Genomic DNA, 14,445 nt, shown 5'->3' on the forward strand with positions numbered 1-14,445 from the left:
GCAGAATTATGAAAAACTTAATTAGATTAATATTCATTACTATAGGTCTAGTGTCTTGTAAGGCGCAGACTATTATCAAACCTATGGGGAGTGATGAATTTTGTAGAAGAAATCCGGATTGCTATGAAAAAGATGTCAACAATGAATTTGACAAATTTGTAGGGGAATGGAAATATCTAAGCGGTAATACTGAAATAAATTTCAAATTGAAAAAAGAAGAACATTATAGAATATCTAATGAAACTAATTATGAGGATTTATTAGTTGGTGAATACCAATACATCAAAAATGGCATAGAAAAAATCAACACGTTATCTGACTTTGACAATTCTGCAATTTCTGGTTATGAGCATAATATTAGTGGTGGTGTTTTTGTATATCGTACAATAACAGAATGTATTGATAATAGTAGCAGCCAAGAAATAAAAATTGAGTTAATGATATCTAATCCAATAGACAATTTAATTGAAGGGCGTATTATTTTAAGGTATGTAAATGAAGACAATATAGAAAAGTTACAAGTCTGTATCTATGATTATACAACGCTTGCTGATGATGCAAATGCTAGAATAGATATACCAGATGGGTATTATGAGTTTTTAAAGCAATAAAAACAAAAAGCCTAACTGAAATTTCAGTTGGGCTTTTCTAATAGATATTATTTGATTTTGTTACCATCTTTATAATAAAAATGGTTTAAGAATAAATTTAACACATGTTTTTCTTACTACATCCTCATCAGCCAATGTTTCACATCAACTTCTGCTTTAATTAAATCTTTTAAATCTTCTATTTTTACTCGTTTCTGTTCCATAGTGTCTCTATGACGAATCGTAACAGTATTGTCTTTTAAAGTATCGTGGTCTACTGTAATACAGAATGGGGTTCCGGCAGCATCTTGTCTTCTATAACGTTTACCAACGGTATCTTTTTCTTCATAGATAACGTTAAAATCCCATTTAAGATCTTCAACAATTTTCTTAGCAACTTCTGGTAATCCGTCCTTTTTTACTAAAGGAAATATTGCAGCTTTTGCAGGTGCCAATACAGCAGGTAATTTTAAAACAGTACGTGTTTTACCGTCTTCTAATTCTTCTTCAACTAAAGCGTTTGAAAATACAGCTAAGAACATACGATCTAAACCTATAGATGTTTCTAATACGTATGGTGTATAGCTTGCTTTTTCTTCATGATCAAAATACTGAAGTTTTTTACCAGAAAATTCTTCGTGTTGCTTTAAATCAAAGTCTGTACGAGAATGGATACCTTCTAATTCTTTGAAACCAAACGGGAAATTAAACTCTATATCTGTTGCAGCATCTGCGTAGTGTGCTAATTTTTCATGATCGTGAAAACGGTAATTTTCTTCACCTAATCCAAGAGATTTATGCCATTTTAAACGTGCTTCTTTCCAATAATCAAACCATCCTTTTTGAGTACCTGGTTTAATGAAGAACTGCATTTCCATTTGTTCAAACTCACGCATTCTAAAAATAAATTGTCTTGCTACAATCTCGTTTCTAAACGCTTTTCCTGTTTGAGCAATACCAAAAGGAATTTTCATACGTCCTGTTTTCTGAACGTTTAAGAAATTAACAAATATACCTTGAGCAGTTTCTGGTCTTAAGTATAAGTCCATAGCACTTTCTGCACTAGCACCTAATTTAGTACCAAACATAAGATTGAATTGCTTCACATCTGTCCAGTTCTTACTTCCTGAAACAGGGCATACAATTCCTAGGTCTAAAATGAGTTGTTTAAAGCCTTCTAAATCGCTCTCTTCTTGTACTCTTGTTAATTCAACTGTAATGTCATCTATTTGTTTTTGGCGACGTAGAACATTACCATTCGTAGATCTAAATTCAGCCTCATTAAAAGCATCGCCAAAACGCTTTTCTGCTTTGGTAATGTCTTTATTTATTTTTTGTAAAATCTTTTCTCTAAAATCCTCAACTAAAACATCTGCTCTATAACGCTTTTTAGAATCCTTGTTATCAATTAAAGGGTCATTAAAAGCATCAACGTGTCCAGAAGCCTTCCAAGTTGTAGGATGCATAAAAATTGCGGCATCAATACCTACAATGTTATCATGCATTTGTACCATGGCTTTCCACCAATAGTCAAGTATATTTTTCTTTAGTTCTGCTCCATTTTGCGCATAATCATATACAGCACTTAAGCCATCATAGATTTCACTACTCTGAAATACGTAACCATACTCCTTTGCATGAGAGATTACTTTTTTGAATTTGTCGTCATTTGCCATGGTGCAAAAATAAAAAACCGCTTCAATTAACAAGCGGTTTTTAATAAATTATGAAGTTAGATTTATTTTAATTTAATACTTGTACTTGCTAGCTTTGTATTTTCATGAAACACATTGATAAAGTAATACCCTTTATGAAATGGTTGATCTTCATCATCAGCAATAATCGCAGTGCACATTTCTAAGTTGTCATTGTTATAATTAACGACTTCTTTTTTACTATATATTAAAGAGGTATCTCCAAACATAATTTCTCCTTTATCAGACACAACATTACCTTGTGGACTAACAATTTGAATGTAGATATCTTTTTTTCCTTTTAGAGTTAATGGATTTTCTGTAAGCGTAATACATACATCGATCGCATTGGTACGCTTAGCGCGCACTGTTAATTTCTTTTTACCAGATTTTAATTTATAGGAAACGGCTTTAATATTGCTAGCTTTTAATATCGCAGCATTATCAATCGTTTTGTTTAAAGAAGCATTAGTTTCTTCAAGATCGTTTATAGCTATTGTATTCTTTTTTATGGTATTAAGAGCATAGCGCTTTTCCTTCTGTAATTTTATATTAGCAGAATTAAGAGAGTCTATAGTACTTAATAGTACTTTACTCTTAGATTTTAAAACTATAAGTTGATCTTTAAACCTTGTGATTATTGACAAATCACTTTTTAATAATCTTAATGAATCTAAGGCATCCTTAGTTTCTAGCTTTGCCTCTTGGAGCTGGGAAGCCATTAAATCATAGTCTTGGCTTAAATCGTCATAACTTAATAACATTTCTGATAGCTCTTTTTCTATCAAAATTTTCTCTTGTTTTAAGAATTCTTCGTAGGATTTAATGGATTTATAATTGGTGAAACTATATATTCCTAAAACAGTTAAAACGACTAATAAAGAACTTATAATTAATCGGTAGTTAAATAATTGAGGGTTAACTATCATTATTAATTTTTCTTATTGGTGCGAAATTAAATTATATTGAAGTGTAATTTGTTTTTATTCGATGTAAGTGGTAAAAAATTTGTTGAACTTATTCTTTCCTGAAGTCTGTGAAGCTTGTAATAATAGTTTGTCAGATAATGAATTAGTTATATGTACAAATTGCCGACACCAATTACCAGTAACGAATTTTCATTTTGATAATTCTGAAGCTGTCAAAAAGATAATTTATGGTCGTGTAAAACTAGAAAACGCCACAGCGTTATTGCACTTTTCTAAAAAAGGAATTGTTCAACAGTTGCTTCATAATTTAAAGTATAGAGGTCATCAACAAATTAGTGGGTTTTTTGGAAAATGGTTAGGTGCAGAATTGAGTACTACTAAAGACTATAGAATCATAGATGTTGTAATCCCTGTTCCATTGTATAAGACTAAATTGAGAAAACGAGGTTATAATCAGGTAACAAAATTTGGGATTGAAATTGCGAAAGCTCTAAAAGCAGACTATAATGACACTGTTTTAGTGAAGACAAAATCATCAACAACGCAAGTATTTAAAGGACGTTTAACTCGCTGGAATGATGATGGAGCACTTTTTAGTATCACTGAAAGAGAATCTTTAAAAGGAAAACATATTTTATTAGTAGATGATATTATTACCACAGGTGCAACAGTAGAGGCTTGCGCTTCGGTTTTGTTAAAAATTGATAATATTAAGTTAAGTCTTGCAACGATGGCAATTGCAGATTGATTTTTTCGTTTCTTAGTTTTAAAATTGTTTCTTTGTGCTAAATTATTTTGAGTAGATGCGTATTACATTACTGCGAATTTTAACTTTTATTTTAATTGCAATTACTATTGCAAATTGTGCCAATCGTGGAACAGTTTCTGGTGGAGAAAAAGATGTAGATCCACCAGTAATTGAAAAAGCTTCACCACCTAACTTTACTACTAAATTTAAAGGAGATGAAATTAGAATTTATTTTGATGAATATGTGAAAATAAAGGATGTAAGAAAGCAATTAATCATTTCGCCTCCAATGGATACTGATCCGGTAATATATCCCTTAGGAGGAGCTAGTGAATATATATCTATTAAAATAAAGGATACCTTAAAGGACAATACAACTTATGCCTTTAATTTTGGTGAAAGTATCGTAGATAATAATGAAGGCAATCCTTATCCTTATTATCGTTATGTTTTTTCCACTGGTGATGTTATCGATTCGCTTTCAGTTGGTGGTTATGTAGTTGACGCTTTGCTAGAAAAAGCAGATGAGTTTGTATCTGTAATGTTATATGATGTAGATTCTACTTACACAGATTCTATTGTGTACAAAGAAAAGCCAAGATATGTAACAAATACTTTAGACAGTGTTACTAGTTTTAGTATTGATAATATAAAAGCCGGAACTTATAAATTGATTGCTTTAAAAGATAAAAATGGCGATTTTAAATTTAATCAAAAGGCTGATAAAATAGGTTATAAAGAAGGATTTATAACGGTGCCAAGTGACTCATCTTATAAGCTCAAATTATTTAAAGAAGACATTAATTTTAAGGCGTTGAAACCAAAACAAGATGGTGAAACTAAAATCATATTTCCTTATGAAGGAGATTTTAAAGATATGCTTATTAAAGTTTTAGGAGATATACCAGAAGGTTACCAATCTAGAATTATAAAGCACGATACAAAAGATACTCTATACTATTGGTACAAACCTAAATTTGATATTGACACAACTTTTTTTGTGGTTACCAATAAGAAATCTATAGATACTTTTAAACATCGTTTTAGAAAAGTTAAACCAGATTCTTTGGAAATAAAATCTGGTAGATCTGGTACGTTAACTTTTGACCAAGCGTTTTCAATTAAAGCTAATATTCCATTGGTAGCTATAGATACTTCAAAAATAAAATTGATAGATAGAGATTCATTAGATATAAAGTTTAGTGCTAAATACGACACTATCTATAATAGTTATTCATTTCCTATGAAAATGGACGAAGGACAGAAGTATTTTTTTGAAATGTTACCCGAAGCTTTTACAGATTTTTATGGAGGTGTAAACAAGGATACTTTGAATTTTACGTTTAGGACAAAGAAGAGATCTGAATATGGTAAAATAAGAGTAAATCTTGTAAATGCTAAGTTTCCAATGATAGTGCAACTCGTAAATGATAAAGGGGACGTGCTTTATGAGCGCTATACAACGGAATCTCCCGTAGTAGACTTTGTTGATTTATCACCGAGACAATATGGACTGCGTGCTATTTTTGATGCTAATGGCAATGGTAAGTATGATACCGGAAATTACTTGCTTGGCATTCAGCCAGAACGGGTTAGCTATGCTACAACTCCAGAGGAGGTAAGGCAGAATTTTGATTACATAATAGAGTTTATACTTTTAAATTAAAGTCGTCTCTATCACTTAAGAAATTAAGTTTTTCTCTATATTTTTTGATATGTTCTTTTTCTAAAACTACAATCTCAATAGCTTCTTTATTTGGTGGAATCGAATCCATTCTATGTCCTAAAACATCATAAGAAGCAGAGTGGCCAGGATATTCGTAGTTGTTTCCATCTAGTCCTACACGATTTACGCCAATACAATAACTCATATTTTCAATAGCACGTGCTTTTAAGAGGGCATCCCAAGCATTGATTCTTACTTTAGGCCAATTTGCAACGTAGAGTAGAAGATCGTAGTCTTCAACATTTCTTGCCCAAACAGGGAAACGTAAATCATAACAAACTAAAGGACAAATGTTCCAACCTCTAAAATTAAACATCACTTTTTCTGTACCAGCTTTATAGACTTTATGTTCGCCTACTAGTGTAAAGGTATGGCGCTTGTCGTACTGTGTAATATCACGCGAAGGTTCTACACATACTAAACGGTTGTAATAATTATGGTTTTCGGAAATAACAAGACTACCAATAATTGCAACCTGTTTTTCTTGGGCTTTACTTTTTAACCATGAAATCGTTTCGCCTTGCATTGTTTCTGCAACTGAAGTTGCATTCATAGTAAAGCCGGATGTAAACATCTCTGGTAAAACAATAAGATCAATACCAGTAGTAATAGTATCGATCTTACTATTTAGTAGGCGTCTATTTTCTGTTGGGTTTTCCCAACTTAAATTTGTTTGAATTAAAGCAACGGTGAGGGAGTTAGGGAGGGAGTTAGGCATTGTATACATTTTACGTTTAGCTTTTTCTAGTTTTTCAGTTAGCTTTTCAATTTTTTCAAGCCATTTACCTTCATCTTGTGGAGATAATCAACCTTTCTTTTTTAGCTTTTCGTATTTCTTTTGTCCTTTTTTGAGATTACTTTGGGCTTTCTCAAAATTCTTTTGAAGTTTTTCTTTTTTCTTTAGCTCTTTTACAGCTTTCTTTTGTGCCTTTTCAGCCTTTTTTTGAGCCTTTTCAGCTTTTTTCTTGTCTTTTCCATGCTTTTTGGCTTCTTTTTGAGCTTTTCTTTCATTTTTAGCTTTTCTGAAATTGTAGCAGCTTGACTCAAAACAGCTTCTTTTTTTTCAACATTTAAAGCCTCAGTAACATCTTCACCATTTAAGAAAATTTTCTCTTTTTTAACCTCATAAATCTTTCCGTCTTTCTGAACCTGTTGAGCAAATGATGTCAAAGAAAAGACTAAGAATAAAAGAATAATATAATACTTCATTGTGTTATTAGTTTTTGTGTTCATTCTTTATGACACAGAAATGTACAAAAAGTAACTTAAATTTTGCATAAAATTTCTGCTGCTTTTATTAGAGTTTCATCAGTTTTTGCAAAACAAAACCGTAATACTTTATCGTCTTTTCCGTTTTCATTAAAAACTGATAATGGTATCGAAGCTAGTTTGAAATCTTTAGTGAGTTGCTTTGCAAATTCTACATCACTTTTGTCAGTGATAGCTTTATAATCTAGAACTTGAAAATAAGTGCCTCGTGAGGGTTTAAACTTAAATCTAGAATCTGAAATTAGGTTTAAAAGCAAATCCCTCTTTTGTTGAAAAAAAGAATTCAAATCCAAATATGTATTAGCATCTTGCATATAATCCGCAATCCCTCTCTGAGCAGGATGATTAACAGAAAAGACATTAAACTGATGCACTTTTCTAAACTCAGACATTAAATAATCTGGTCCACAGCAATATCCAATCTTCCAACCTGTATTGTGAAATGTCTTGCCGAAGGAAGCAGTGATAAAACTACGTTGCTTTAGATCTGAAAATAAACAAGCGCTTTGATGTTGTTCTCCGTCAAATACAATATGCTCATAAACTTCGTCACTTAGCACAATAATATCTGTGTTTCTAGTTAGTTTTTGAAGTTGAAGCATATCGTCTTCAGACCAAACCGTTCCACTTGGATTATGAGGTGAATTAATAATCATCATCTTAGTTTTTGATGATATTTTTGAAGCAACCTCTTCCCAATCAACCTTATAGTCTGGTGCAGATAATTGAATGGTTATAGTTTTTCCACCATTAACTTCAACAGATGGTTGGTAACTATCGTAAGCAGGTTTAAAAATGATGACTTCGTCATTTTGTTTTATAAAAGTCGAAATAATGGTAAAAATAGCTTGTGTAGCACCAGCTGTAACAGTAATCTCTTTTTCGGGATGATAACTAGACTTATAGAGTAACTCATATTTATTGGAAATGGCGATACGCAAATCTAAATTTCCAGGCATTGGTGCATATTGGTTGTAACCATTATTCATGGCGTTAGCAACTAAATCATTTAGTTTTTGAGAACTTTGATAATTAGGAAAGCCTTGAGACAGATTTAGTGCATTATGCTCATTAGCTAAAGAGCTCATTGTTGTAAAAATGGTAGTGCTTACATGTGGAAGCTTCGATTTAAAGTTCATTGTTATATGCTAAATAGTTTTATAAATTACAGCATTAAAAGTTACGAAAATGCATATTTAAAGTTAATAGAAAATTAAATCAACACTAAAATGGGTAAAAGCATAAAGATATCGTAAAGAACAGTTAAAGTGATTATGTAATACTATTATTTATTTAGCGGTTAATTAATTAACCAATTTAAATTATTATGAAAAAACTTTGCGTTTTTACGTTATTTTCAATTTTAACCATGTGTTTATCCTTTGGTCAAGAAGGTAATATTCAGGGTGTTATAACAGATGAGCAAGGGCTTTTTGTGCCGTATGCAACAGTATCAATTACGAACTTAAAAAAAGGAACTGTTTCAGATTCTGAGGGAAAGTTTTTATTGTTAAATGTACCAAGTGGCACACAAACATTAAGAATAGAATATTTAGGTTTTAGCGATAAAGAAGTACAATTCGAAGTTAAGACAGATGAGACTGTTGGAGTTAAAGTGATTTTGACTTCGGAGACTGAAGCTTTAGACAGTGTTCTTTTAACAGGTTTTGTGGGTGGACAGGCGAAAGCCTTGAATACACAAAAAAACAAGCAAAATATTACTAACATCGTATCTACAGACCAAATCGGTAAGTTTCCAGATGCTAATATTGGTGATGCTGTAAAACGGATTCCTGGTATTACTATGCAAGTGGATCAAGGTGAAGCGCGTAATATTATTGTTAGAGGTTTAGCACCACAATTAAACTCTGTAACATTAAATGGATCACGTATTCCTTCTGCTGAAGGTGATAATCGTAATATTCAAATGGATTTAATTCCTGCGGATATGATTCAACAAATAGAAGTTAACAAAGCTGTTACGCCAGATATGGATGGAGATGCACTTGGTGGATCTGTAAATTTAGTAACGCGTACAGCTCCTGAAGGTTTTAGACTGTCAACTACTGTAGGTTCTGGTGTAAGCTTTATAACCGATAAAAGAATCTTAAACGGTTCATTTTTATTAGGTGATAGAAGTAAAGATGGTAAGTTTGGATGGATGGTATCCGCTTCTATTTTGGATAACGATTTTGGATCCGATAATATTGAAGCAGAGTGGACCGATGAGTTTGAGTTTTTTGATGGAACTGAAGTTGTAGAAGCTGACGTAAATCCTTACACTAACGTTTTTGAACAACGTACTTACATAGTACAACGTGTAAGACGTAGTTTTTCTGCAAACTTTGATTATAATTTTAATACTAATAACTCTATCTTTTTCAAGTCTATGTATAACTGGAGAGATGATCGTGAAAATCGTTATAGATTAGAGCATGAAATTTTGGATGGAGAAGATATAGAAGTTGGTGATTTTGATATTGTTAATAATTTGCCAACTCGTTTCCCAGTTGAAGTAAAAAGACAAACTAAAGGCGGTATTGACAGTGACAGAATTCAAAATGCTCGTTTAGAAGATCAACGTATGCAAAATTACAGTTTGGGTGGTAAACATTTAGCTGGTGGATTGCAAATAGATTGGATGGCGTCTTATGCAAAAGCATCAGAAGAAAGACTGAATGAACGTTATGCTGAATTTGAATCTGAGTATATTATTAATAATAGAATATCTGATTCTGAATTTCCATTATTTACAGCTGTAGATTCTAACGACTTTAGTAATCTATCTAATTTTGAATATGGAGAAATCACCGAAGAGAATCAGTATACAGAAGAAGATTTAAATGTTTTTGTCAATATTCAATTACCAGCAGATTTCTTTAATGAAGGTGATGGATTTGTGAAATTTGGTTTACGTGGGCGTTTTAAAAATAAGGTTAGAGATAATAATTTCTTCGAATTTAATTTAGAAGACGCTTTTCCAACACTAGCAGACGCGGATTCTAGAGATTATTCGGATTTGGATTATTTAGCTGGTAGTGAATATCAAGCAGGAATTTTTGCAGATGAAGCTTGGTTAGGCAAATTAAGTTTATCTAATGGTGAATTAGTTTTTGATGAGTTCTTAAGAGCAAATTTTGATGTTGAAGAGAATGTATTTGCTGGTTATGCAATGGCAAGTCAAAAAGTATCTAATAAATTAACAGTATTAGCAGGTCTTAGAATTGAGAATACTAGTATTACGGCTAAAGGAAATCAAATTGCAGATGAAGAAGATTTAGAAGGTACAGTAACTGAAGAAAGTTCGTATACAAATGTGTTGCCAAGCGTACATCTAAAATATGATTTAAACCCTAGAACAGTATTAAGATTTGCTTGGACAAATACACTAGCGAGACCAAATTATCAAGATTTAGTTCCTTCAGTAGATGTTGTAGGAGGAGATGAAGAAATATTTTTAGGAAATCCAGAATTAGACCCAACAACATCAATGGGATTTGATCTTATGGCTGAGTATTATTTTAAAAGTGTTGGTATACTTTCAGGAGGATTATTTTACAAAGACATTCAGGATTTTATTTATACTTCTCAATTTGAAGATGCCGATACTGGTTTCGATGTATTTCAACCACAAAATGGGGATGGGGCATCAATTTTTGGTGCGGAAATTGCATTTCAAAGACAATTAGATTTCCTTCCAGGATTTGCTAAAAACTTTAGTATTTATCTAAACTATACGTACCTTACTTCAACTGCTGATGGTATTAGAAATGAGGATGGTGACGAGCGTGGTGATTTAGATTTGCCAGGCACTGCACCTAATATGTTTAATGGTTCTTTAGCATATAATGATAAGAAATTTAATATTCGTTTATCAGCAAATTATTCGGATGCTTATATCGATGAATTAGGTGGAAGTGCTTTTGAAGATCGTTACTATGACGAGCAATTCTTAGTAGATTTTAACGTGAGCTATGCTATTAACCCTAATTTGAGAGTTTATGCAGATTTAAATAATCTTACAGATCAGCCTTTACGATATTTTCAAGGTATTAGCAGCAGAACAATGCAAGCAGAATATTACGGTAGACGTTTAACTTTTGGACTTAAGTATGACCTATTTAAAAGAAAATAATTTATTTCTGATTATTCTTTTTGCGATTGTATTTACCTCTTGCAAAAATAATAATCTTCCGATTATAGAGCCGACTCTTATCACTGAGCAAACACCTCATGATACTGATGATCCTGAGATATGGATAGATAAAACTAATCCCGATAAGAGTATAATTTTCGGTACAGATAAGGATGAGGTAAATGGTGGAGTTTATGCTTTTGATTTAGATGGAAAAATTATCAAAGAAAAATCGTTAACGGGTCTTAGTTACCCTAACAATATTGATTTAGCTTATGATTTTAAATTAAATGATTCTTTGAACATTGATATTATTGGATTTACAGAGCGTGAAAAAAATCAAGTACGCATATTTTCCGTTCCAGATATGAATATGCTAGATAAAGGTGGTTTTAAGGTGTTTGAAGATGAGCAAGACATAGCTTATCAAAGACCAATGGGTATTGCATTTTATACCAGTAAAGATAACTCAACATACTTTATTGTGAGCAGAAAAGAAGGTTCAGTAGATAATTACCTATACCAATACTTGTTAATTGCAGACTCTTTGGGCGTAACATCTAAATTTGTTAGGAAATTTGGTAATTTTAGTGGTAAAAAAGAGATTGAAGCTATTGCAGTAGATCAAGAATTAGGATATGTTTATTATTCTGATGAAGATCATTGTATCCGAAAATATTATGCAGACCCTACAAAAGGAGATGAAGAGATAACATGTTTTGGTTCTGATAATTTTGAACGTGATATAGAAGGCATTGCTATAGCAAAATATCCCAATAAAGAAGGCTACATTATAGTGTCTAATCAGCAAGCGCATAGTTTTTCAATCTTTGATAGAGTTACAAATGTGTTTATAAAAGAGGTAAATCTTGGTACTTCTGAGACAGATGGTTGTGATGTAACAACGCTCTCTTTGGGTACAAAATTCCCTAATGGTTTGTTTGTCTCTATGAATGATAACAAAGAGTTTTATTTTCATGATTTAAAACTTTTGAATCTTTAGAATCTTTAGAAGAGTTATTAAAATTATGATATCGGTAAACCCTTTCTAGAAATAGGAAGGGTTTAATTATAATTAAAACTAAGTTTTAGCGTTAAGCATTTAATGATTAGATCAATACTTTTTCTGTTACTATTTTTAATCTTTGGATGCCAGTCTAAGCCTAAAAATGAAATCGGTTTAACTGAGGTTAAGAGTGGTGTTGAAGATCTTATAATGAAAAATATTGATGAGGAGACAGGGTTAGATTCCTTAAATATAAACTTTAAACCCAAGGGAAATTACACTTCTATCATTAGTAAGATTAAAACTGATAAAGCATATTTTATAAATCTATATGAGATTGATAAAAACAAAGCTATTGATAGCGCTTCAAAATATATCTATTCTAAATTGTTGAATGATATTGTACCACATTGGTATGATACACCTTGGGATTTTAATGGACATACTAGTACACCAAATAATGGTGAGATTGCTTGTGGTTATTTTGTATCAAGTACTTTAAAGCATTTGGGTTTTAATCTCAATCGTTATAAAATGGCACAAGCGGCAGGTTTAAATGAAGCAAAACTTTTATAATCTAAATCGCAACTTAAGATATACTCAAATGTAACTTTTGAGCAACTAAAAGAGAAAGTGAATACAGCTTATTCTGATGGGATTTATTTTGTAGGTCTCGATAATCATGTTGGTTATGTTCTAATAAAAGATAAAGAACTCTATTTTTTGCATTCGAGTTATTGTGATGATAAAGTGGTATTTGAATTGGCTGAAAAAGCTCCTTGTTTTGGTTCCAATTTTTATGTGTTTGCAGAAATTACGACTAATAGAAAGTTAGTGAAAAGTTGGATTTTTGGAGAACGTTTGAGTATACCAATTAATTGAGTTAGCTTTTCAATATACTCTTCATGATTTTTAAATGATGATTTGTATGCGCATCTAAAAACTTAATAACTCTAGCAGTATTTACATTTCCAAAAAGAGGGTGTTTGAAAAAAGCATTTTTATCTAAAGTAGGTATTATTTTTATACGTTCCCTAGCCTCAGCTAGTTGTATTTTAATATCATCTATTAAAATGATTTCATTAGGAATTACAGATTTTGGAGCTTTACCTTTTCCTCTAGGTATATAATTTAGAGCAAAGACAATGCGTCCCAAAAATGAAAAATTATTTATATATTTTGTTGGGTCAGAATTTTCTATGTTCGTCACAACAGCGTTTATGACTTTTAAACTATGATCTAAATGCCATGACACATTAACCTTTGAAACATTTGTATTTACAACTTCACTATTTGGTAAATAACTTTCAATATCATTTAGTGCATTTTGCAAAGTTGTAATATCTAATGTCTTCATTTTGATTTATTTTGTTGAAAGTAAAATTAGGGTGAACCTAATGATTTAATAACTTAATATCCAAACTAAGAAATTAAATTTTACAAGTCTAAATTCTTCATTTTGATATAATTTTCAAGAGTATCTGACCACTCTTGATTTGCTATATGAAATTTTAGTCCACTTTCTTTTTTTCCAAGCCATACAAAAGTCTTTTCTTCTTTAATCTTATCTTTGGTATAAGTGTCTCGGTAGCTAAAACGAAATTTGATTATTGCTTTAGAATAGAAAGAATCAATCTCTTCAAGAGTAAATTTTTCTTGACTATAAACTAAAAGTCATCTTCTATTTTCAATTATCGGGACTTCCAGGCTTCCACTGCTTTTATTCAGTATTACATGATTTATTATTTTTTCATTGTTACCAAAAATAACTATACCTGAAATTTCAAAATCTGTGGCCATTCTTTTTCCTTCATTGCGTAAATCATACAATAGTCTATAATAGTCAGGATCGTTGTATTTTGAATATTCTACACTAATACTAACATTAGGTTTTTCAGATTCAAACCTTTTCTTATCAATTTCTAATTGCATTTGAACTTTTTCTTCAAATATTTTAGTTTGTTTTAAGGTTTTGTTTAATGCTTTGATTTGTTTTTTCACATCGCTTTCAACAGTATCTAAAGTTTTATTATACTTATCTACACTTTTACTCAATTTCAATGTTTTTTCTAAACTTTGATTTAAATTCTCAATAATAGAGTCTGCTTTAGTTTTTAAATTTTCAGTATTAACTAATGTTGTATCAATCTTGGCTACTTTCTTATTTCATCTGTTTCATTTTGTTTTTCAGATTTTATTGAAAAAAACAAACCGGATATAATCAAAAGAGTACCAACAACAGTAATAAAATATTTATCATACTTGTCGTTAGATAAATCTAAGACATATGCTAATATTGCTAGTATTGCAGCTATTATTAAAGTAATGATGACGTATTTCATAACTTA

The 14,445-nt window shown here is 31.2% G+C and carries 15 protein-coding genes; 7 read left to right on the top strand and 8 right to left on the bottom strand.

Translation table 11 applies throughout. From position 1 onward, the window contains the following. Window positions 1–8: 8 nt before the first annotated feature. Window positions 9–611, top strand: a complete 603-nt coding sequence (locus tag WPG_RS07870) for a DUF6705 family protein (RefSeq protein WP_045471092.1) — start codon at window positions 9–11, stop codon at window positions 609–611. 116 nt (window positions 612–727) lie between these two features. Here WPG_RS07870 and WPG_RS07875 read toward each other — a convergent pair whose 3' ends face one another. Continuing rightward, window positions 728–2,266: a glycine--tRNA ligase gene (locus WPG_RS07875; RefSeq protein WP_045471094.1), complete on the bottom strand. Its 1,539-nt coding sequence runs from the start codon at window positions 2,264–2,266 to the stop codon at window positions 728–730. A gap of 62 nt (window positions 2,267–2,328) precedes the next feature. Next, the gene (locus WPG_RS07880) at window positions 2,329–3,213 is read right to left on the bottom strand and encodes a hypothetical protein (RefSeq protein WP_045471096.1); all 885 of its coding nucleotides are present in this window, start codon (window positions 3,211–3,213) and stop codon (window positions 2,329–2,331) included. 82 nt (window positions 3,214–3,295) lie between these two features. Here WPG_RS07880 and WPG_RS07885 point away from each other — a divergent pair, with 82 nt between their 5' ends. After that, window positions 3,296–3,961, top strand: a complete 666-nt coding sequence (locus WPG_RS07885) for a ComF family protein (RefSeq protein ID WP_231850272.1) — start codon at window positions 3,296–3,298, stop codon at window positions 3,959–3,961. A gap of 55 nt (window positions 3,962–4,016) precedes the next feature. Then, window positions 4,017–5,627: an Ig-like domain-containing protein gene (locus WPG_RS07890; RefSeq protein ID WP_045471100.1), complete on the top strand. Its 1,611-nt coding sequence runs from the start codon at window positions 4,017–4,019 to the stop codon at window positions 5,625–5,627. Here the strand turns inward: WPG_RS07890 and WPG_RS07895 are convergent. The 3 genes from WPG_RS07895 to WPG_RS07905 all read right to left on the bottom strand — a co-directional run bounded on the left by WPG_RS07895 (window position 5,611) and on the right by WPG_RS07905 (window position 8,095). After that, window positions 5,611–6,405: an amidohydrolase gene (locus WPG_RS07895; RefSeq protein ID WP_045471102.1), complete on the bottom strand. Its 795-nt coding sequence runs from the start codon at window positions 6,403–6,405 to the stop codon at window positions 5,611–5,613. The two genes, WPG_RS07890 and WPG_RS07895, sit on opposite strands and share 17 nt — an antisense overlap. A 191-nt stretch (window positions 6,406–6,596) precedes the next feature. Next, window positions 6,597–6,896 (bottom strand): hypothetical protein, encoded by a 300-nt coding sequence (locus tag WPG_RS07900; protein WP_144374439.1) that lies wholly within the window; start codon window positions 6,894–6,896, stop codon window positions 6,597–6,599. 56 nt (window positions 6,897–6,952) lie between these two features. Next, window positions 6,953–8,095: a methionine aminotransferase gene (locus tag WPG_RS07905; protein ID WP_045471106.1), complete on the bottom strand. Its 1,143-nt coding sequence runs from the start codon at window positions 8,093–8,095 to the stop codon at window positions 6,953–6,955. 188 nt (window positions 8,096–8,283) lie between these two features. On the opposite strand from WPG_RS07905, the gene WPG_RS07910 reads away from it, so the two are divergent. From WPG_RS07910 to WPG_RS07925, 4 genes are all read left to right on the top strand, one after another. Continuing rightward, window positions 8,284–11,091, top strand: a complete 2,808-nt coding sequence (locus WPG_RS07910; RefSeq protein ID WP_084221549.1) for a TonB-dependent receptor — start codon at window positions 8,284–8,286, stop codon at window positions 11,089–11,091. Next, complete coding sequence (locus tag WPG_RS07915; RefSeq protein ID WP_045471110.1) at window positions 11,069–12,094, top strand: phytase; 1,026 nt, start codon at window positions 11,069–11,071, stop codon at window positions 12,092–12,094. The genes WPG_RS07910 and WPG_RS07915 overlap by 23 nt, the downstream gene beginning before the upstream one ends. Before the next feature lie 102 nt (window positions 12,095–12,196). Further along, window positions 12,197–12,673: a hypothetical protein gene (locus WPG_RS07920; RefSeq protein ID WP_045471112.1), complete on the top strand. Its 477-nt coding sequence runs from the start codon at window positions 12,197–12,199 to the stop codon at window positions 12,671–12,673. Window positions 12,674–12,730: 57 nt separating this feature from the next. Then, a complete protein-coding gene (locus WPG_RS07925; protein ID WP_045471114.1) occupies window positions 12,731–12,979 on the top strand; it encodes a hypothetical protein in 249 nt (82 codons plus the stop codon). Between the two features lies 1 nt (window position 12,980). On the opposite strand, the gene WPG_RS07930 is transcribed toward WPG_RS07925, so the two are convergent. The 3 genes from WPG_RS07930 to WPG_RS07940 all read right to left on the bottom strand — a co-directional run bounded on the left by WPG_RS07930 (window position 12,981) and on the right by WPG_RS07940 (window position 14,439). Continuing rightward, window positions 12,981–13,454, bottom strand: a complete 474-nt coding sequence (locus WPG_RS07930) for a hypothetical protein (protein ID WP_045471116.1) — start codon at window positions 13,452–13,454, stop codon at window positions 12,981–12,983. Window positions 13,455–13,771: 317 nt separating this feature from the next. Next, window positions 13,772–14,152, bottom strand: coding sequence for a hypothetical protein (locus tag WPG_RS07935; protein WP_045471118.1), 381 nt, complete (start codon window positions 14,150–14,152; stop codon window positions 13,772–13,774). Window positions 14,153–14,250: 98 nt separating this feature from the next. After that, complete coding sequence (locus WPG_RS07940; RefSeq protein WP_045471120.1) at window positions 14,251–14,439, bottom strand: hypothetical protein; 189 nt, start codon at window positions 14,437–14,439, stop codon at window positions 14,251–14,253. Window positions 14,440–14,445: the final 6 nt, after the last annotated feature.

Source organism: Winogradskyella sp. PG-2 (genome assembly GCF_000828715.1).
Classification (GTDB): domain Bacteria; phylum Bacteroidota; class Bacteroidia; order Flavobacteriales; family Flavobacteriaceae; genus Winogradskyella.

Bases quoted from the DNA above. Each gene is read 5' to 3' on its own strand.
- WPG_RS07875 (WP_045471094.1), bottom strand. From the start codon at position 2,266: ATGGCAAATGACGACAAATTCAAAAAAGTAATCTCTCATGCAAAGGAG.
- WPG_RS07870 (WP_045471092.1), top strand. From the start codon at position 9: ATGAAAAACTTAATTAGATTAATATTCATTACTATAGGTCTAGTGTCT.
- WPG_RS07940 (WP_045471120.1), bottom strand. From the start codon at position 14,439: ATGAAATACGTCATCATTACTTTAATAATAGCTGCAATACTAGCAATA.
- WPG_RS07910 (WP_084221549.1), top strand. From the start codon at position 8,284: ATGAAAAAACTTTGCGTTTTTACGTTATTTTCAATTTTAACCATGTGT.
- WPG_RS07900 (WP_144374439.1), bottom strand. From the start codon at position 6,896: ATGAAGTATTATATTATTCTTTTATTCTTAGTCTTTTCTTTGACATCA.
- WPG_RS07880 (WP_045471096.1), bottom strand. From the start codon at position 3,213: ATGATAGTTAACCCTCAATTATTTAACTACCGATTAATTATAAGTTCT.
- WPG_RS07915 (WP_045471110.1), top strand. From the start codon at position 11,069: ATGACCTATTTAAAAGAAAATAATTTATTTCTGATTATTCTTTTTGCG.
- WPG_RS07920 (WP_045471112.1), top strand. From the start codon at position 12,197: ATGATTAGATCAATACTTTTTCTGTTACTATTTTTAATCTTTGGATGC.
- WPG_RS07895 (WP_045471102.1), bottom strand. From the start codon at position 6,405: ATGCCTAACTCCCTCCCTAACTCCCTCACCGTTGCTTTAATTCAAACA.
- WPG_RS07930 (WP_045471116.1), bottom strand. From the start codon at position 13,454: ATGAAGACATTAGATATTACAACTTTGCAAAATGCACTAAATGATATT.
- WPG_RS07905 (WP_045471106.1), bottom strand. From the start codon at position 8,095: ATGAACTTTAAATCGAAGCTTCCACATGTAAGCACTACCATTTTTACA.
- WPG_RS07890 (WP_045471100.1), top strand. From the start codon at position 4,017: ATGCGTATTACATTACTGCGAATTTTAACTTTTATTTTAATTGCAATT.